This window comes from Thalassovita mediterranea, assembly GCF_001458435.1.
Classification (GTDB): domain Bacteria; phylum Pseudomonadota; class Alphaproteobacteria; order Rhodobacterales; family Rhodobacteraceae; genus Thalassobius; species Thalassobius mediterraneus.
The window spans coordinates 1-17840 of record NZ_CYSF01000007.1 but is presented as its reverse complement, the minus strand read 5'-3'; the positions used below and the strand labels follow the sequence as shown (position 1 = coordinate 17840).

The window sequence follows — 17840 nt, the reverse complement described above, 5'->3', positions numbered from 1 at the left end:
CTATCGTGCCAAATATGGTTTTCGTTTGGGGCGTTGGGTGCTGCTCATGCCCCGTTCTACGGCAAAATCGCCCATCAGATAGGGGTGCATCCCCTGATTCTTGAGGTTTTGCAAAAACTGACCAAAGCCCGTCAGATCTACCATCTTGGGCGCATCGACCAGACGGGGACCGGGGCGGGTGCCGATTTCATCAATGATGGTTTGCAGCGGTTCCATCGGTGCTTCGATAAACTCGGCCATGGTCCAGATGCGAATCCGTGCGGATGCGTAGGGCGACCGCAGAATCTTCAGGTATTCAGCCTCAATTTTCTGCAAGACGGCCGCCTCTCGGCGCAACTCGGAGAAACTGCGCTTGGACAGGAACAGCGGGACCGCCCAAGCACCCGAAATAACCGACACCTGCGCATTCGGGTCTTTGGCAAAAATCCATCCAATGTCCTGAATGTCCCGTGGGCCGAAATGGAAACACTGTCGTTCCCCACGCGCGTTCCAAACCAAATTGGTGAGGAAGGCCTGCGGGTTATAGTCCCGTATCGCTGCGCTATCGCTCAGCGCACCATTCATCACGGTCTGGCCGTCGGCGTATTCGACCCGCTCTTCGGCAAAGAGGTGGCCGTGAATGCGTACATCCACCGCCCGAGTGAGCCATTGATCGAAATCTTCGAACAAATCACCGAAGCCCTGAAACACCGAATAGCGCGACGAGGTCACACCATTTTCCCAGCCATCATGGGGAAAGCGTGATTGCATATAGAGGCCCGGACGCCCCCGGGTCCGGCGATCCACGGCCTTGGCAAAGATGCGGTCGATCTTGCCTGGGTTTGGTTCTGCGCCGTTCATCATCGATGCGGGATCGCTTAGGAAACTCTCATACAGCCGATCTGCATGCGGCCAGATCTTGCGCGCCACAAAACAGTCAGACCGGCGCAACAGCTGCAGGTGATCGTCGTAGAAAATGTGTGGCTTCCCCTGAAAGTCGAACTTCGACAGGGTCAGCGAGCGGCTTTCGATTTGGCTGCCATGCAGGCGGGCGAGTGACTGAAAATAGCTCTCATCCGGGATCCAGACCCGCTTGAAGAAGCTATCGTACAACTCGCGATCAGGATCGGTCAGAATCGCCGACAGGGTGGACCGTGTCAGGCACCACCACTGGCTGCCCATATGTGGGATGATGCCATTGGGCATCGCCCGTTTGCGTCCAACCAGCCGTTGCAGCGACACCCAGCGATCAAACAGATAGCGCTGCCGTTTCCAGCTGAACGGGAAGGAGAAGTTGAACCGCTCTTCATCCAGACCGCCTACGGTCCAAGGCACATCCGCGGTGGTCGCGCTTTCGATGAAATCGGTAGTGGGGCGATCGGCCAGATAATCGATCAGCTCTTCAATAGGGCGCAGCGGCAGGCAAGATCCGGAGGCCAGATAGACATGGCGCACCTCACCATAATGATCCAGCATCATCTCACTGGCGCTTTGGGTCGCAGCGACCAGCCCCCATGTGCCCCATTCACAGCGATGGCGTGGGCTGAATTTCACATCCGGCAAATCCGACAGCGCATCGACAAAACGCCGATAAATGCCCTGAGACACATTCCCATCTACATGGATCACAACCGGACAGCCCGCAGCAGACCAGTGCCGCGCCACCTGTTCAGCACGGCCCAGCGCAGTATGTACCAGCATGACGATCCCGACGCTGCTCATCCCGCGCCCCCCTTCACGCCCAGTTGCCTTTGGACATCAGCCCAAGGATCTCTAGCTGACGCCAGTTGATGTATTTTTCCGACCACTTGCACCACAGGTCTGGGTTTTCATCCAGAGTAGCGGCATAGGCCTTGTATTCGACAGAACCGGAATAGTGCTGTTTGCGCTGCAGTTCTTCTTTGGCTTTGTCGTTAAAGGTGTCCAGAAACTTGGTGTGCAGCAAGGCGCCGCTGGCTTTTTCACCGCCCCATTCGTCATACACCGCATTCAAGCCGCGCGGCAGCAACATATGGGTAGAGCTCATGTAAACGTAACGGCGGTTCCATTTCACCAGCGGGATCTTGTTCAGGGCCGGCGCTTTCTCCGGTGCGTCGGGAAAAAACACACGCTGACGCGGTCCGCCCTGAATCCACAGATTGCCGAATTTCCAGTTTCGTTCGATTGCGTAGTTACCGCTGTCAAACCAATTGGCAATCTCCAACGGGTTTTGACCAACAGTGTAGGGCTGCTGGTCGATACGACCCTTAGGATACATATCCAACAACATCGCGCTAAATGATCGGATCGAAGACGCGTCCAGCCAATCCGTCAACGCCCGCAACGGGCGGGTGTCGCAGAACGGGTAGACAAGGAATTCATCCGGATCGACCACCAGATTCCAATGTTCATGGCCATATTTGCTCTGTAGCCAATTCAGCCAATCCACCCCAAAACGCGCGCGTTTATAGCTGGCGCGTGTGTGCCACAATGACACGTCCGGCTGATCCTGTAGATAAGACACGGATCCATCATCGCTGTCGTTGTCCACGAACAGAAAATGGTTCACCCCCATATCGCGGTAGTACTGCAGGAAATATGGCAGGCGGATCGCCTCATTGCGCTGGGTGCAGAACAGCAGGATATCACCAGGTTTGATCGCTTTGGTCCGGTTGACCACAGGCGATAATTCCTGACGCTTGCGAATAGCCCGCCCCAGATAACGCTGCCGCTTCACCCTTAACCGATATGCCGTCCAGACGCCCAAGCTCACTCCCCCAACGCGGGCCAGATACGACCCAAACCTTTGACCAGAAACCGCCGGGCCAGTGTGTCACAACTGCCTTAACACCAGATCAAAATGCTGCTGCCAGCTAGGAGGCACAAATCGTGCCAGTTCAGCGCGCGTCTGATGCGGAGAAGCCTGTGATAGCTGTGCCTGTTCGGTCATTGTTATTGTCCAAGAATAGGCATCATTCACCGGTAGGTAAACGGCATTGTTTCCAAGGCCTTCGCGAAAAACCGGCAAATCGCTACAGATCACCGGACAGCCGCGCGCGCGCGCCTCAAGCGCTGGCAGCCCATAGCCTTCGGCAACAGACGGAAACAACAGCGCTGCCGCGCGCTGCATCAGCCACGCCAATTGCCCATCGCTCAACCCTGCCATCTCGAACACGCACGTCCGCCGTGCCTGCCATTGGTCCAAGCGCCGAAACACCTCTTCATTCATCCAGCCACGCTGACCACAGATCAACAGCTGCAATGGCACACCGTCCGCCGCCAGTTGATCCCAGACATCCAACAATAGGGCATGATTCTTACGCGGCTCTATGGTGCCAAGCGTCATGACGAAAGGTAGATCGTGATCAAACCCAGCGGGCATCTCAAGAGGTTGCAAATCCGTGTCTTCGTCCAGATCGAGACCCAAAGGCGCAACCAGGGTCTGCGGGCATGTGCCCTTGGCGCCCATGTGCTGGACAACATCGGCCTCTGTCACCGCGGAATTGCACAAGATCAAATCGGCGTTCTGCTGCACACGATCTACCATTGCGCCAAACTGCGCCCGCTGCTGCGGACGTTGAGTATCAGGATGACTGAGCGGGATCAGATCATGCAGCATCACCACAACCCGTGCCCCCTGCTGCCGCAATGCACGCAGCACCCGAGGTGTCAGGTTCGAATGCCCCAGGTTCAGGTAGGTCGTCGCCTGCGGCAGATGTGCCGCCAATACCGCCGATAAGCGCTGAGGTATACAGCGCGCCAGCGCTAGGCGCCGCAGATCACTTTCCCCCTGCCGGCGGGCGGCATCACTACGCCCGAAAAAGGACAGCACGCCTGCCCGCCCCCATGGCAACCGTCCTTCGATCCGGTCCCAAACGGCCTGCAATCCAGCACGGTCCAGCAAAACGTATCCCAGTCTGGTACGCGCCAAGGCAAACACCGGCTGCGGTTGATCCAAGACCCAACGGATATAAGCCCGCTCGACCCGATCAACGCCTGTAGGCAAACGGCCGACCCGCCGCAAACTGCGGGTCACATCCAACAAAAATGCTGCTGGTTTTTCGGCACGATCGGGCATCAACTTCCTTCGCGCCCGGGGAAAATGAAAAGGCCCGGACTCCGCCGGGCCATGTTCATCATTAATCAAAGCAAATACAAGGATTTGCTTGTGCCGATTGGCGCCAAGCGATTACTGCGCTGCCTTATCGACAGCCAGAACTTCGGTCAGATATTCGCGCAATTCGTCTTTCAGTTCGTCACGGGCCAGACCAAAAGAAACGGTCGCCTGCAAGAACCCAGCCTTGGACCCGCAATCAAAACGCTGGCCGTTAAAGCGGTATCCGTAGACGCCACGGTCAGTGCCAATCTCTTTGGCGATCGCGTCAGTCAGCTGAATTTCACCACCTGCGCCCGTTTCCTGCGTGTCGAGCGAGGTCAGCACATTCGGATGCAGAATGTAGCGGCCGATCACAGCCAAGTTCGACGGTTCGGTACCAAACGGGGGCTTTTCAACCATGCCTTTGGCTTCGACAACGGCGCCCATATCGTTCGCGACATCCAATACACCGTAGGCACTGGCTTTTTCGCGCGGCACTTCCATCGTGGCCACCATCGAGCCACCGGTTTCTTGGTAGGCTTCGACCATCTGTTGCAGACAGGGCTTTTCCGCCGCGATCACATCGTCGGGCAGGATCACCGCAAAGGGTTCATCGTGGATCAAGCGGCGCGCGCACCATACAGCATGACCAAGGCCCAGCGCCTTGTGCTGACGCAGATAAGCAATCTGGCCGCTATCCATGTTGGTCGACTTCAGAATATCCAGCAGCTCTGTCTTGCCTTTGGCGGCCAGATCGGTTTGCAACTGATGGGAATGGTCGAAGTAATCTTCCAGTGCCGACTTGCCGCGCGAGGTCACAAAAATGAACTCTTCGATACCGGCAGCGCGAGCTTCATCAATGGCGTACTGAATGAGTGGTCGATCGACCAGCGTCATGATTTCTTTGGGTACAGATTTAGTCGCAGGCAAGAAACGGGTGCCGAGCCCTGCAACCGGAAAGATCGCTTTGGTTATTGGACGTGTCATAATTGCCTCTTGTTCTTAAATTTCTTCTACCCGCAGTACCGAACAAAATAAAGGTACTCTCAGGCAGCTCCCCCAGTCGCCAACGTGGCTACCGGTCATAAAACTCGAACACTAATCACCAATAATTGCGACATTATCAAGAAATTTGGCGCACTATTTGCACACGCAGCATCTCTTTCTTGGCGCGGCACCCCCTGCGCGTGAATTGCACAATTTTTTGGCATCTATCGCTTCGCCCATAAACCCCGCCCTGCTGTACCCAGATGCCCGGCAGGCGGTAGCCCAAGCGATGATAACGACTGTCAGGGCTAAACAGGTACAGCGATACCGTCACCCCCTGCGCCGCCAGTTCACGCGCCTGCGCCATTATCCGGCGCTGCGACCAACGCCACGCAATCAGGGTTTGGTGCTGCCCGTTGGCGCGGCTGCTTAACGGTAGGAGATCATTACTCCCCTCCGCTTGCATCATCTGGCCGAGATCACGCTGCGCACCTTCAGCGATGCCAGCCTCTAGCGAGGCAAGGACATCTGCCATATCGCCCCGCCTAATCAACTTCCGCCGCACCTGACGGTGCAAACGATCCCATTGTTCCTGACGCAAATGGCCAAGGGCAATTGCATGATCCCCATCAGGATCGTGTTTGCGCAGGAACACCGCTGAACTGGCCCCAACATCGAACAGGTCCGTCACCGCGCGGTTTTGTCGACGACGGGGACTGGGTGCATAGGCGTGATGCACCTCGGCCAGCGGCACCACCACGGTTTTTCCACCGGCCTTCATCAGCCGCAGGTTCAGATCGGTTTCATCCAGATAGAAACGGAATGCTTCATCAAAACCGCCAAGCCGCAGCAGCCAAGCCCGCCGCACAGCCATATTGGTGCCCTCGGTTTTGATCGCATGATCTTTGGGCGGGGTTAGCATCTGCGGGACATCGCCGTTGATAGGCAGATCATGCGCCCGACCCTGCATATCCACCGAACGGGCACGCCATTGATAGCTGATTCCGTTGCGCCCACGCACATACCCGCCAGTGGCTGCCACCTGATCATCCGCAAAAGGTGCAATCAGATGCGTCAGCCAAGTGGGTTCCGGCACTGCATCGTCATCAATAAAGGCGACAACATCCCCTGCCGCAGCCGCTATCCCAAGGTTGCGCGCTGCAGAAATGTTAGGCGTATCGTATGGGATCAGCTTGACCTCATGGCGCAAGCCAGCCGCGTCAACAGCGGCCTCGCCCACCGGATCGGTGACAACGATCAGCTCATAGGCGCCATAGTAAAGCCGGCTAAGCCCGGCCAGACACCTTTGCAATTCATCACCACGCCCCCTGCTCACCACCACGACAGAGGTCGAAATGACCTCTGCCGGGGTATGCTTTGGGGCCGCCGCGTCGGGCATTACGCCTCTTTCAATTCAACGCTAGGGGCATAAGCGATGAAAAACGGGTTGGCATAGTCTGCCTTGCCGTAGGTCAGTGGGCTGTGGTCGTCAAAACGCACAACCTTGCCACCTGCACCATGCAGAACGGCGTGACCTGCGGCAGTGTCCCATTCCATCGTGCGGCCCACGCGGGGGTAAATATCCGCCTCGCCAGTGGCGACCAGACAGAACTTCAGCGACGAACCCGCGCTTTTGCTGTCTGCAACCGAATATTTGTTGATGTAGTCATCCGTGGCCTGATCGCGGTGCGATTTCGACGCCACAACCAACAGCGCGGAGTTATCGGCATCGGACACGCGGATCGGGGTGGTTTCACCGATTTGATCCTTGGCCAGTGCGCCAGTTTCCTCAACCGCGGCACCATCTGCCAGCGTATAGAACATCCGGTTGCGCGCAGGCGCGTAAACCACACCGCGGGTCGGCACACCATTTTCAACATAGGCAATGTTCACGGTGAAATCGCCACGACGGTGGACAAATTCCTTGGTGCCGTCCAGCGGATCCACGATCAGGAACGTATCCGCGCGCTGACAATGGCTGTCAGCCTGTTCTTCGGTCACCAGCAACACATCAGGGAACGCCGCCCGCAGTCCAGCAGAGATCAGCGCGTCCGCAGCTTCATCTGCCTCGGTCACGGGGCTTTCGTCGGACTTCACCTTCACTTCGAAACTGTCGGAGTTGTAGATCTCCATGATCTTGTCGCCCGCTTCCAGCGCCAGTTTGCGCATCACTTCGGTCAGTTTCTGATAATCCAATCTGGCATCCTCTCAATTCACCTATGCGCCCTCATCGGCACCTCTCATAGCTGTGAGACACCGTTGCAGGGGGCATGTGTTGCCATAAATTCGCCACCCTCTTATGGTCTTAGGCTAACGAAACGGCAAGGATTGTCCGTACTAATAACCGCAACATGCGGGAGCAGTCGCTGAAATGTTCTACAACAGTCGCAAGGAAAACAGCCTAGAGGCCGCCGTTACCATGGCGGAGCTGGTCTATCACTCAATCGCACGCAAAATCCGTAAAACCCACGGCAACGCTGTACTGTCGATTCTGGTGAACCTACTGCAGTTGGCGATCATGGTGATGGCCTTCTATCTGATGTTTTCGATCCTTGGTCTGCGTAAAACAGCGGTGCGCGGGGACTTTCTGCTGTATCTGATGTCGGGGATTTTCCTCTACATGACGCACACCAAAACGCTTGGCGCAGTGGCTGGTGCCGAAGGTCCAACGTCCCCGATGATGCTGCATGCGCCGATGAACACAATCGTCGCCATCATGTCTGCCGCCCTTAGCGCGCTTTACCTGCAGGTTCTGGCGCTGTCGTTGATCCTGTTCATTTACTACATGGGATTTGAAAAGTTCGTCATCGAGGATGCAGCGGGCGCCTTTGGGATGCTCCTTCTCGCCTGGTTTGGCGGGTTGGCGATTGGCACCGTGCTGCTGGCGTTGAAACCGTGGTTCCCGGGAACAGTGCAAATTTTCACTTTGATCTATCAGCGCGCCAACATGATCGCCTCGGGCAAGATGTTTCTGGCAAACACACTGCCCGGTTTTATGCTGGCAATGTTTGACTGGAACCCCCTGTTTCACATCATTGATCAGGCGCGAGGGTTTATTTTCATCAACTACACACCGCGCTATTCGACGATCAAATATGCGATCATCGTTTATGGCGTAATCCTCATGCTGGGCCTGATCGGTGAATTCTACACCCGTCGCAATTCTTCGCTCAGCTGGGGTGCAAAACGCTAACGCGCCCCTAGGTCACAACGCGACAAGTCAGGTTAATCCGCCCACCCTGCGGCAACAGGCGACTGGATCCGAACCGGATCCGGTCGACCCCATGGTAAACCAACCGCGCGTCCCCCCCCATCAACAACACATCGCCAGAGCGTAGCCAGACTGATTCCGTCTTACCGCCCCGTGTGGTGTTGCCGACGCGAAACAACCCTTCGTCTCCCAGCGATATGGACAGCACCGGCCACTGAAAATCCGCTTCATCACGGTCCTGATGAAGCCCCATTTTGGTGCCCTCGCCGTAGTAGTTGATCAGACAGCAATCGGGATCACGCTCGCCACTTACCAGATCCCGCCACAGGCCCAGCACAATGTCGGGAATCGCCGGCCATTCGGCACCGGATGGATGGCGGCGCTCATAGCGATAGCCGCGCCGGTCACTAACCCAGCCCATCTGCCCAGCTGATGTCAGCCGCACCGACATCGCCTTGCCAGACGCGGTAACAGGGGTAAAAAACGGCGCCTGACGCGCACAAGCACGCAGATCTTCGACCAGATTCGCCTGCATCTGTGGCGATAGCAGGCCGGGATAAATCTGCACCCCGCGCAAACTCACAACTGTGGTCATAGCGTCCCCTCGCGCCTCTGCCGTGCCAGATGGTTGAAGAATCCCGTCAGAATCACCGATTCCCTCCTTTTGCAGTGCTTGCAGGGTGCCGCCACCCTCCCTATATACGCCGAGAAGCGTGCGGGACCACCTTTGGCCATCCAAAGTATCCGGCACACCAACCAGATCGGGGCAGGATGCCATAACGGGTCTTCGCCTCGTGCAATCGCCTTGAAGTGAAAAGGGATCAAAAAATGTCGAAAGTCATCGGTATTGACCTTGGGACCACCAACAGCTGCGTCGCGCTGATGGACGGTTCGCAACCGAAAGTAATTGAAAACGCGGAAGGTGCGCGCACCACCCCGTCGATCGTCGCCTTCACCGACGACGAACGTCTGGTGGGCCAGCCGGCAAAACGCCAGGCCGTCACCAACGCATCGAACACCGTGTTCGGTGTGAAGCGCCTGATTGGCCGTCGTGCAGACGACGCGCATCTGGCCAAAGACAAGAAAAACCTGCCCTTCGCCGTTGTGAACGGTGGCAATGGCGACGCATGGGTCGAAGCCAAAGGCGAAACCTACTCGCCTTCGCAAATCTCGGCGTTCATTCTGGGCAAGATGAAAGAAACCGCAGAGTCCTACCTGGGTGAAGAAGTCACTCAGGCGGTGATCACGGTTCCTGCCTACTTCAACGACGCACAGCGTCAGGCCACCAAAGACGCCGGTAAAATCGCCGGCCTGGAAGTGCTGCGCATCATCAACGAACCGACCGCCGCCGCACTGGCCTACGGTCTGGACAAAGAAGAAACCCAAACCATCGCCGTTTACGACCTTGGTGGTGGTACCTTCGACGTGACCATTCTGGAAATCGACGAAGGCCTGTTCGAGGTGAAATCCACCAACGGTGACACCTTCCTGGGTGGTGAAGACTTCGACATGCGCATCGTCAGCTACCTGGCGGACGAGTTCAAGAAAGAGCACGGCGTTGACCTGACCAAGGACAAGATGGCCCTGCAGCGTCTGAAAGAAGCCGCTGAAAAAGCCAAGATCGAACTGTCCTCGGCCCAGCAGACCGAGATCAACCAGCCGTTCATCTCGATGGACGCATCGACCGGTCAGCCGCTGCACCTTGTTGTCAAACTGACCCGTGCGAAACTGGAAAGCCTGGTTGCCGACCTGATCAAAAACTCGATCAAGCCCTGTCAGGCAGCCCTGAAAGACGCAGGCCTGACCACTGGCGACATCGACGAAGTTGTTCTAGTGGGTGGTATGACCCGTATGCCGAAGGTCATCGAAGAAGTGACCAAGTTCTTCGGCAAAGAGCCGCACAAGGGTGTGAACCCTGACGAAGTTGTGGCCATGGGCGCTGCCATTCAGGCCGGTGTTCTGCAAGGCGACGTAAAAGACGTTGTTCTGCTGGACGTGACCCCGCTGTCGCTGGGTATCGAAACCCTCGGCGGTGTGTTCACCCGTCTGATCGACCGCAACACCACCATCCCGACCAAGAAATCGCAGGTCTTCTCGACCGCCGAAGACAACCAGTCGGCCGTGACCATCCGCGTCTTCCAAGGTGAGCGTGAAATGGCTGCGGACAACAAGATCCTTGGTCAGTTCAACCTCGAAGACATCCCGCCCGCACCGCGCGGCATGCCCCAGATCGAAGTGACCTTCGACATCGACGCAAACGGCATCGTATCCGTTGGCGCCAAGGACAAGGCCACCGGCAAAGAGCAGCAGATCACCATCCAAGCATCGGGCGGTCTGTCGGATGACGACATCGAACAGATGGTCAAGGACGCCGAAGAAAACGCCGAAGCGGATAAAGAGCGCCGCGAACTGGTAGAGGCCCGCAACCAAGCTGAAAGCCTGATCCTGTCGACCGAAAAGTCGATGGAAGAGCATTCGGACAAGGTCGACCCGACCACGATCGAAGCCATCGAACTGGCCATCGCCGCACTGAAAGACGATCTGGCCAAAGACGACGTCAAGGCAGACAAGCTACAGTCCGGCATCCAGAACGTCACCGAATCGGCGATGAAACTGGGCGAAGCCATCTACAAGGCCGCACAGGAAGAGGGCGAGGCCGAAGAAGGCCCCGTTGACGTAGACGGCGATGCAGGCCCCGCTGCCGGTGACGACGATATCGTCGATGCCGACTTCGAGGATCTGGACGACGACAAACGCGCCTAATCCGCGTTTTTCCCAGGAACACAATCGGGGCCGGCCCATCCGGGCCGGCCTTTGACGTTCTGCAAGAGGGAGTACCCAAATGGCAAAACGGGATTACTACGACGTTCTAGGCGCCTCCAAAGGGGCCTCGGCTGATGAGTTGAAGAAGGCCTACCGTCGCAAGGCCAAAGAACTGCACCCCGACCGCAACAAGGACAATCCCGACGCGGAAGCGCAGTTCAAAGAAGTCAACGAAGCCTACGACTGCCTGAAAGACGCCGAAAAGAAAGCAGCCTATGACCGCTTCGGTCACGCCGCCTTCGAAGGTGGCATGGGCGGCGGTGGCCGTCCCGGTGGCGGCATGGGCGGTGGCTTTGGCGGCCATGACGGCGGCTTTGGTTCGTTCTCGGACATCTTTGACGACCTGTTCGGCGGCGGCATGGGCGGCGGTGGCGGCGGTGGCCGTTCGCGCGCAACCCGCGGTGCGGACCTGCGCTATAACCTGCGCATCTCGCTCGAAGACGCTTTCACCGGCATGCAGAAAACGATCAAGGTGCCCACCTCGGTCAGTTGTACGTCCTGTGACGGCTCCGGCGCCGAAGGTGGCGCAGAACCGCAGACCTGTCCGACCTGTTCCGGCATCGGTAAGGTCCGCGCACAGCAGGGCTTCTTCACCGTTGAACGCACCTGCCCGACCTGTTCCGGTCTGGGCCAGATCATCCAGAACCCCTGTAAGGGCTGTGGTGGTCAGGGCCGCGTGCAAAAGGACCGTTCGCTCAGCGTGAACATCCCCAAAGGCGTGGAAACTGGCACCCGTATCCGTCTGGCTGGCGAAGGCGAAGCAGGCATGCGCGGGGGCCCCTCGGGCGACCTCTACATCTTTATCGAGGTGGCAGCGCACGACATCTTTGAACGCGAAGATGCAGACCTGTTCTGCCGCGTGCCGGTGTCGATGACCACAGCGGCATTGGGGGGCGACATCGAAGTGCCCACCATCGACGGTGGCCGCTCGCGCGTGAAAATCCCCGGTGGCAGCCAATCCGGCCGCCAGATGCGCCTGCGCGGCAAGGGCATGCCTGCCCTGCGCGGCAACCATTCCGGCGATATGTTCATTGAACTGGCGGTCGAGACACCCGTGAACCTGACAGCCCGCCAGAAAGAGCTGCTGCAAGAGTTTGAGGAACTGTCCGAGGACAACAACCCCGAAAGCTCCAGCTTCTTTTCCTCAGTGAAAAGCTTCTGGGACTCGATGAAGGGTTAAGACAAAGGGCGCTTCGGCGCCCTTTTACTTTGGTCTGTTGCGTCAAACCGGTGCCCAACTTAACCGGGCCAAACACAATTCAGGCCAGATTTTGCGTATGGAACCGGCTTCGACTTCTTCCAGGAAACCTTCCCAAGCTACGGGAATGGACAGTTCCGCTTTGTAGGCGTTACGGGCGTCTGGTCCCAACAAACAATACCATTTTGTGAATTCGAGCAGGAAGCGGGAAGGCATCTCACCATACCACCCTGCCCCACCGAGCGAATACTCAGGGAATACATCCCACGGCGGCATGAGGTGGTTTTCCTCAGCGTTCTTACGCTGCTCAGCCGTAATAGGCTCGTGCTGTTTCTTTAAAAATTCTGGAATTTTTATTGGTTCCAGTTCAGGCTTTATACGCTTTTTCAACACACTCTTCCTACACCGCCGATTCTCTCGTTCAGGTTAACACAAAAATCTCGTGTAAAAGTTCCCTTGCAACCAGAGAATGATAAAGCGCCCGTAAAGGGCTGCCAGCGTTTACCCTTTGCTAACCAACTCGCGCTAGCCTGCGGGTATGAGCCAGTTTCGCGAATCTCCTTTACCGCTGTTCCAAACCGCGGCCCCAGCGCCCGCGCCGCAAAGGGCAGCGAAACAGCCCAGCTATATCCGCGATCATCGCAAACGCCTGCGCGAACGGTTCCTGAACGGCGGCGCGGATGCCTTGCCGGATTACGAATTGCTGGAACTGGTGCTGTTCCGCGCCATCCCGCGTCAGGATGTGAAGCCGCTGGCCCGCCGCCTGCTGGACACGTTTGGTGATTTCAACCGCACCCTCTCGGCCCCCATTCCCCGCCTGCGGGAGGTCAGCGGTGTCGGTGATGCGGTGATCTGCGAATTAAAGGTGGTGGAGGCTGCAGCACATCGCCTGTCCCGTGCCCGCGTCATGCAACGCCATGTGGTCAGCAGCTGGGAGGCGTTGCTGAACTACTGCCACACGACGATGGCGCATCGGGATACGGAACAATTTCGCGTCCTTTATCTGGATCGCAAAAACGTCCTGATCGCGGATGAGGCACAGGCACAGGGCACCGTGGATCATGTGCCTGTTTATCCGCGCGAAGTGGTGAAACGGGCGCTGGAACTCAACGCCTCAGCGCTCATATTGGTGCACAATCACCCCTCCGGCGATCCAACGCCCTCGCAGGCGGACATCGACATGACGCAGCAAATCCATCTGGCGGCGCAGACGCTGGGCCTGACGCTGCATGACCATCTGATCATCGGCAAATCACGAGAGGTGTCGTTTCGCAGTGAGGGGCTGTTGTGATCCCGCTCAGCGCAGCCAGACCTCTACCCGACGGTTCACCTGACGGCCCCACGCGCTGTCATCACAGGCCATTGGCAGGGCCTCACCATAACCGCGCGCACTCAGGGTGATCTGGTCCAGATTGGCTGTCTCTGCCGCCTGCTTGACCGCTGTTAAGACAGCGCCTGCACGCTTTTCAGCAATCCGTTGGTTCGCCGCCGCACCGCCGTCGCCATCGCTGAACCCCGCAAAAAGCAAGTCACGCGCATCGTAGCGTCCTGCCTCCAACATCTGGGCCAACAGTGCGACATTCGACCGTGACTGCGCATCCAAACGCGCCGACCCTGCCTCGAAGCGGAACGACAACGACAGGCGGCGACGGTCTGTCAGATCCGCAACCAACCTTTGCAAGGCATCCAGCCCGATTTCTGGTCCGGCCTGCGTAATTGCATTGGCAAACCGATCCCCCTGCGCCTTGATCCCAACCTCTTCGGGCGCCTGATCAGTCAGACCCGCACGGCGAATAACCAATTGCGCCGCATCGGATCGCGTAAATCGCATGAAATCGCGCCCCAATTTCGGCAAGCGGCGCGCTGGCAGGTACAAAAACATTGGCGCTGACAGCGGATAGTCTTCGGTCTTCAGGCTTAATCGATCAGCTTGCAGGGTAAATCCGCAGGCGCCGGTCAGCCCAAGTGGTACCGCCCCACCCGCAGCGCTGGCGCTGACCAGCCCCAAACCAAACGGATCGCGCACAACCCCCTCTGCCAAGGTTTGGTCACTGTCATAGCGCAACACACCAGACACCAACTGCCCCCCAGCGGGCGCCAGCAGGCGATCCTCGACCACCTGCCACAAACCCGCGCCTTCGCCGCGCAAATGCAGGGTAATCGGCGCATCTGGACCACCCAGATCAGACCAGTTTGACACTTGGCCCGTTAGAACATCAGCCAAGACAGATGGCGATATTTTGGTGATAGGATTGCCATCAGATACGACCGGCACCAGCCCATCCAACGCCAACACCCGACCGCGGCGACCATCCTGCATGTCCCCCAGCCCAGCAAGCATTGCATCGCTGCGTTCACGCGCGCGCATTTCGCGCTGTGCCATAACGATATCGGCTTCATTGGTCAGCAAGTCAGCGAAACCTTGGTCAGTGCTCCTCAGTTTCAGGGTCAGCTCGCCAGCAACACGACCGTCGGCTTCGGTCAACGACAGCAGCATCGTATCAGTATCAGGTTGCGTGCGGACCACACGATAACCTTGTCGGTCCGCAAAGGCCTGCACCAGCGCTGGCACCACCAGACGTCCCATTGTGGCCGATCCAGACAGGGTCAAGCGCGCAACGTAATCCGTCAGATTAGGACAGGCTGGCCCGTCACACAGAACGCCAGAACCATCGACGGTCAATTCGCCATAAAGCGTCTGTACACGGTAGAATTCACCGTCAAATCCCAGCAGATCACCTGAAATTTCAACCGAACCATCGCGCGAGGTGAGCGTTACATCCTGCGCCAGAACCGCCTGACCCATTGTGCCGATAAGAAAAAGTGCGGCGCTAATCGCCGCACGCAAAATAGTCATCCTGCCGCCCCTGCCTGACCTGTGTTCTGCGACTTAACGCGCAGCGAGTTTCAGGTCTTGTAGCAGGTTTTTCAACAACAGAAAGTCACCAACCGTGTCACACCCCGGAACCGCAAGCGACAGTTCGCGTACCTCCAGCTGGCCGCCAGCGCGCCATTGGATCGCCTCAGCTTGAATGTCGCGGTCGCAATTGGCCACTGTCACCTCAGCCTCAATCGAGAGCTGGACCTGCCCCGCCATCGCAGCTGTGGCAGGGACAGTGTAGACTTCTGCGCGGTAGCTTTCCGGCAGATCCCGATCCCCAAGCAACACCATTTGAGCGTCCACTGCCGAAGTCGACAACGCACCAGCCCAAACATGGCCTTCTTCGCCATAAGTTGCGCCAAATTCGTAGGCGTGCAGGCTGATACCCAGATCTCCACGCCATTGCGCAGCGGCCCGCTCATATTGGACCATATCCGGTACCATCACATGGCCAACCGCACCGTCGCCATTGCCCAGATCCGCGATGAACACAGCCGATTCAGACAGGGCTGGCGCCGAAACGACCAACTGACCGGCTGCGTCTGTGAGATGTGTAAACATCAAACCGTTATGGTGCAGCGTGACCCGCGCGCCAGGCAGACATGGCGCATCGATGGAAACCAGAACCATTGCCCCAGGCTGCGCGCTCAGTTCCATCACCGGATCGCAGGCACGTTCGGCCACCTCAAGGGGTGCAAGATCGTTCATTGGGTCAATCGGCGCGATGCTGGCCAAGCGTTCGTCGTCCGCAGGGAGGGCAAGAGCGTCCACCGCATCATCTGCAGCATCAGAAGCCGTACCAACAGTCAATGCGATGTCAGACAAAGCAATCCGATCGCGGCTAACAGCCATTGCTTCTGCGCTGGCTTCGGCCAGGGTATCGGTGGACACAGGTGGCGCAATCAGGCGCTGTGCCTGATCGTAGGAACGCACGACAGGAGCCGGCGGCGTGTCCGCCCCGTTCTGCATCACAAACCCGATGGCAAACACCATCGACAGCGACGCGCAACCCATTAGAAATCTGTTTGTCAGTGCCATTGTCCCGCCTCCAATCAGAAGAACCCAATCCTGATAAAACGCGGCAAAAGGGGCACAAAAAAGGCACAGGCGCGGAGTCTTTGGGGACTCCGCGCCTGGTGAAAGATGTCTGTCAGGTGGTGGCTATTAGGCCAGGCGACCGTGACAATGTTTGAATTTCTTGCCGGACCCACAGGGGCAAGCATCGTTGCGGCTGGGGTTGCCCCAAGTCGTCGGATCGTTTTCATCGAACCCTTCAACCAGCGGTTCAAATGCCAGTTGCTCGCCACCAGCTTGGTCTGCTGCCGCAGGGGCTGCTGCAGCGGCGGCCTGCTGCATTTGGGCCTGCTGGGCCATCATCTGTTCCATGATGGCGCGCTGCTCTTCCTCGGTCATCGGGCGAACCTGACCCAGCTTCTGCGATACATCTTCACGCAGGCTGTCGAGCAGCGATTCAAACAGCTGGAAGCTTTCGGTTTTATATTCGTTCAACGGATCACGCTGCGCGTAGCCACGGAAGCCAACGACAGACCGCAGGTGTTCCAGTTTCAGCAGATGTTCACGCCATTTGGCGTCAATCGTCTGCAACAGGATCTGCTTTTCAATGCCACGCATGTTTTCCGCACCAAAGGCTTCGGCCTTTTCCGCCATGTTGGCATCTGCGGCCTCTTCCATGCGTTCGGCAATGACGTCACCATCAACACCCTCTTCATCACCCCAAGTGATGACCGGCACATCAAGGTTCAGCTTTTCAATCGCAGCAGCGTAGAGCCCTTCGGTATCCCACTGATCGGCATAGGATTTCGGCGGGATGTAGGCATCGACCAGATCGTCGATCACCTGATCGCGCATATCCTTGACGATTTCGGACAGATCCTCTGCCTCCATGATCTCACGGCGCTGGCCAAAGATGACCTTACGCTGTTCGTTCATCACGTCGTCGAATTTCAGCAGTTGCTTACGAATGTCGAAGTTGCGGCCTTCGACCTTCGCCTGCGCGCGCTCCAGCGATTTGTTGACCCAAGGGTGAACGATCGCTTCGCCCTCTTTCATGCCCAGTTTCGACAGCACCGCGTCCAGACGTTCAGAACCGAAGATGCGCATCAGGTCATCCTCAAGACTGAGGAAGAAGACCGAGCGGCCCGGATCGCCCTGACGGCCCGAACGACCGCGCAGCTGGTTGTCGATGCGGCGGCTTTCGTGGCGTTCGGTGGCCAGAACAAACAGACCGCCTGCGTCCTTAACCGCCTGTTCGTCAGCCTCATGGGCCGCTTCGATCTGGTCGCGGATGGTGGCGTGATCGCCATCGGGGTTGGCGGCGATCGCTTCCATCACCTTAAACTCGACGTTGCCGCCCAGTTTGATGTCGGTACCACGGCCCGCCATGTTGGTCGCGATGGTCACAGCGCCCAGTTTACCAGCGTCGGCAACGATCTGCGCCTCTTGCTCGTGCTGGCGGGCGTTCAACACGTTGTGCGGCACCTCAGCTGCGGTCAGCAGCTGGCTAAGGTATTCAGACTTCTCGATCGAGGTGGTGCCGACCAGAACCGGCTGGCCTTTGGCATGCGCCTCTTTGATCGTCTTGACCGAGGCGTCGAATTTCTCGCGCGCGGTGCGGTAAACCTGATCGTCCTAATCCTTCCGGACGACCGGACGGTTGGTGGGGACC

At 57.8% G+C, this 17840-nt stretch carries 14 protein-coding genes and 1 pseudogene; 4 read left to right on the top strand and 11 right to left on the bottom strand.

Features of this window, described 5'->3' with window-relative positions; genetic code table 11:
• From TM5383_RS07535 to cysQ, 6 genes are all read right to left on the bottom strand, one after another.
• On the bottom strand, positions 1 to 1701 hold the full coding sequence (locus TM5383_RS07535; RefSeq protein WP_058318444.1) for a DUF5927 domain-containing protein: 1701 nt from the start codon (positions 1699 to 1701) through the stop codon (positions 1 to 3).
• A 13-nt stretch (positions 1702 to 1714) separates the two neighbouring features.
• Positions 1715 to 2725: a glycosyltransferase family 2 protein gene (locus tag TM5383_RS07530; protein ID WP_058318838.1), complete on the bottom strand. Its 1011-nt coding sequence runs from the start codon at positions 2723 to 2725 to the stop codon at positions 1715 to 1717.
• Positions 2726 to 2791: 66 nt separating this feature from the next.
• Positions 2792 to 4036, bottom strand: coding sequence for a glycosyltransferase family 4 protein (locus tag TM5383_RS07525; RefSeq protein ID WP_058318443.1), 1245 nt, complete (start codon positions 4034 to 4036; stop codon positions 2792 to 2794).
• Between the two features lie 111 nt (positions 4037 to 4147).
• The gene (locus tag TM5383_RS07520) at positions 4148 to 5041 is read right to left on the bottom strand and encodes a UTP--glucose-1-phosphate uridylyltransferase (protein ID WP_058318442.1); all 894 of its coding nucleotides are present in this window, start codon (positions 5039 to 5041) and stop codon (positions 4148 to 4150) included.
• Between the two features lie 136 nt (positions 5042 to 5177).
• Positions 5178 to 6440 carry a glycosyltransferase family 2 protein gene (locus TM5383_RS07515; protein WP_058318441.1) on the bottom strand — a complete coding sequence of 421 codons (1263 nt, stop codon included), beginning with the start codon at positions 6438 to 6440 and terminating at the stop codon, positions 5178 to 5180.
• A complete protein-coding gene (cysQ, locus tag TM5383_RS07510; RefSeq protein ID WP_058318440.1) occupies positions 6440 to 7237 on the bottom strand; it encodes a 3'(2'),5'-bisphosphate nucleotidase CysQ in 798 nt (265 codons plus the stop codon). Before cysQ ends, TM5383_RS07515 begins: the two co-directional genes overlap by 1 nt.
• A 175-nt stretch (positions 7238 to 7412) precedes the next feature.
• Between cysQ and TM5383_RS07505 the strand changes: the two genes are divergently transcribed.
• The gene (locus TM5383_RS07505; RefSeq protein ID WP_058318439.1) at positions 7413 to 8234 is read left to right on the top strand and encodes an ABC transporter permease; all 822 of its coding nucleotides are present in this window, start codon (positions 7413 to 7415) and stop codon (positions 8232 to 8234) included.
• A gap of 7 nt (positions 8235 to 8241) precedes the next feature.
• On the opposite strand, the gene TM5383_RS07500 is transcribed toward TM5383_RS07505, so the two are convergent.
• Positions 8242 to 8847, bottom strand: coding sequence for an alpha-ketoglutarate-dependent dioxygenase AlkB family protein (locus TM5383_RS07500; RefSeq protein ID WP_058318438.1), 606 nt, complete (start codon positions 8845 to 8847; stop codon positions 8242 to 8244).
• 233 nt (positions 8848 to 9080) lie between these two features.
• On the opposite strand from TM5383_RS07500, the gene dnaK reads away from it, so the two are divergent.
• On the top strand, positions 9081 to 11015 hold the full coding sequence (gene dnaK, locus TM5383_RS07495) for a molecular chaperone DnaK (RefSeq protein WP_058318437.1): 1935 nt from the start codon (positions 9081 to 9083) through the stop codon (positions 11013 to 11015).
• A gap of 79 nt (positions 11016 to 11094) precedes the next feature.
• Positions 11095 to 12255 carry a molecular chaperone DnaJ gene (dnaJ, locus tag TM5383_RS07490; RefSeq protein ID WP_058318436.1) on the top strand — a complete coding sequence of 387 codons (1161 nt, stop codon included), beginning with the start codon at positions 11095 to 11097 and terminating at the stop codon, positions 12253 to 12255.
• A 42-nt stretch (positions 12256 to 12297) separates the two neighbouring features.
• On the opposite strand, the gene TM5383_RS07485 is transcribed toward dnaJ, so the two are convergent.
• Positions 12298 to 12663 (bottom strand): hypothetical protein, encoded by a 366-nt coding sequence (locus TM5383_RS07485; protein ID WP_058318435.1) that lies wholly within the window; start codon positions 12661 to 12663, stop codon positions 12298 to 12300.
• 148 nt (positions 12664 to 12811) lie between these two features.
• Between TM5383_RS07485 and radC the strand changes: the two genes are divergently transcribed.
• Positions 12812 to 13564 (top strand): RadC family protein, encoded by a 753-nt coding sequence (gene radC, locus TM5383_RS07480; protein WP_058318434.1) that lies wholly within the window; start codon positions 12812 to 12814, stop codon positions 13562 to 13564.
• 6 nt (positions 13565 to 13570) lie between these two features.
• Here radC and TM5383_RS07475 read toward each other — a convergent pair whose 3' ends face one another.
• The 3 genes and pseudogenes from TM5383_RS07475 to TM5383_RS07465 all read right to left on the bottom strand — a co-directional run.
• Positions 13571 to 15130: a phosphate ABC transporter substrate-binding/OmpA family protein gene (locus tag TM5383_RS07475; protein WP_058318433.1), complete on the bottom strand. Its 1560-nt coding sequence runs from the start codon at positions 15128 to 15130 to the stop codon at positions 13571 to 13573.
• A gap of 33 nt (positions 15131 to 15163) precedes the next feature.
• Positions 15164 to 16192 carry a hypothetical protein gene (locus TM5383_RS07470; RefSeq protein ID WP_058318432.1) on the bottom strand — a complete coding sequence of 343 codons (1029 nt, stop codon included), beginning with the start codon at positions 16190 to 16192 and terminating at the stop codon, positions 15164 to 15166.
• A 126-nt stretch (positions 16193 to 16318) separates the two neighbouring features.
• A pseudogene (locus tag TM5383_RS07465) lies at positions 16319 to 17840 on the bottom strand (preprotein translocase subunit SecA); the annotation flags it as partial.

Bases quoted from the DNA above. Each gene is read 5' to 3' on its own strand.
- TM5383_RS07535 (WP_058318444.1), bottom strand. From the start codon at position 1,701: ATGAGCAGCGTCGGGATCGTCATGCTGGTACATACTGCGCTGGGCCGT.
- TM5383_RS07525 (WP_058318443.1), bottom strand. From the start codon at position 4,036: ATGCCCGATCGTGCCGAAAAACCAGCAGCATTTTTGTTGGATGTGACC.
- TM5383_RS07520 (WP_058318442.1), bottom strand. From the start codon at position 5,041: ATGACACGTCCAATAACCAAAGCGATCTTTCCGGTTGCAGGGCTCGGC.
- TM5383_RS07515 (WP_058318441.1), bottom strand. From the start codon at position 6,440: ATGCCCGACGCGGCGGCCCCAAAGCATACCCCGGCAGAGGTCATTTCG.
- TM5383_RS07505 (WP_058318439.1), top strand. From the start codon at position 7,413: ATGTTCTACAACAGTCGCAAGGAAAACAGCCTAGAGGCCGCCGTTACC.
- TM5383_RS07500 (WP_058318438.1), bottom strand. From the start codon at position 8,847: ATGACCACAGTTGTGAGTTTGCGCGGGGTGCAGATTTATCCCGGCCTG.
- dnaK (WP_058318437.1), top strand. From the start codon at position 9,081: ATGTCGAAAGTCATCGGTATTGACCTTGGGACCACCAACAGCTGCGTC.
- dnaJ (WP_058318436.1), top strand. From the start codon at position 11,095: ATGGCAAAACGGGATTACTACGACGTTCTAGGCGCCTCCAAAGGGGCC.
- radC (WP_058318434.1), top strand. From the start codon at position 12,812: ATGAGCCAGTTTCGCGAATCTCCTTTACCGCTGTTCCAAACCGCGGCC.
- TM5383_RS07475 (WP_058318433.1), bottom strand. From the start codon at position 15,130: ATGACTATTTTGCGTGCGGCGATTAGCGCCGCACTTTTTCTTATCGGC.
- TM5383_RS07470 (WP_058318432.1), bottom strand. From the start codon at position 16,192: ATGGCACTGACAAACAGATTTCTAATGGGTTGCGCGTCGCTGTCGATG.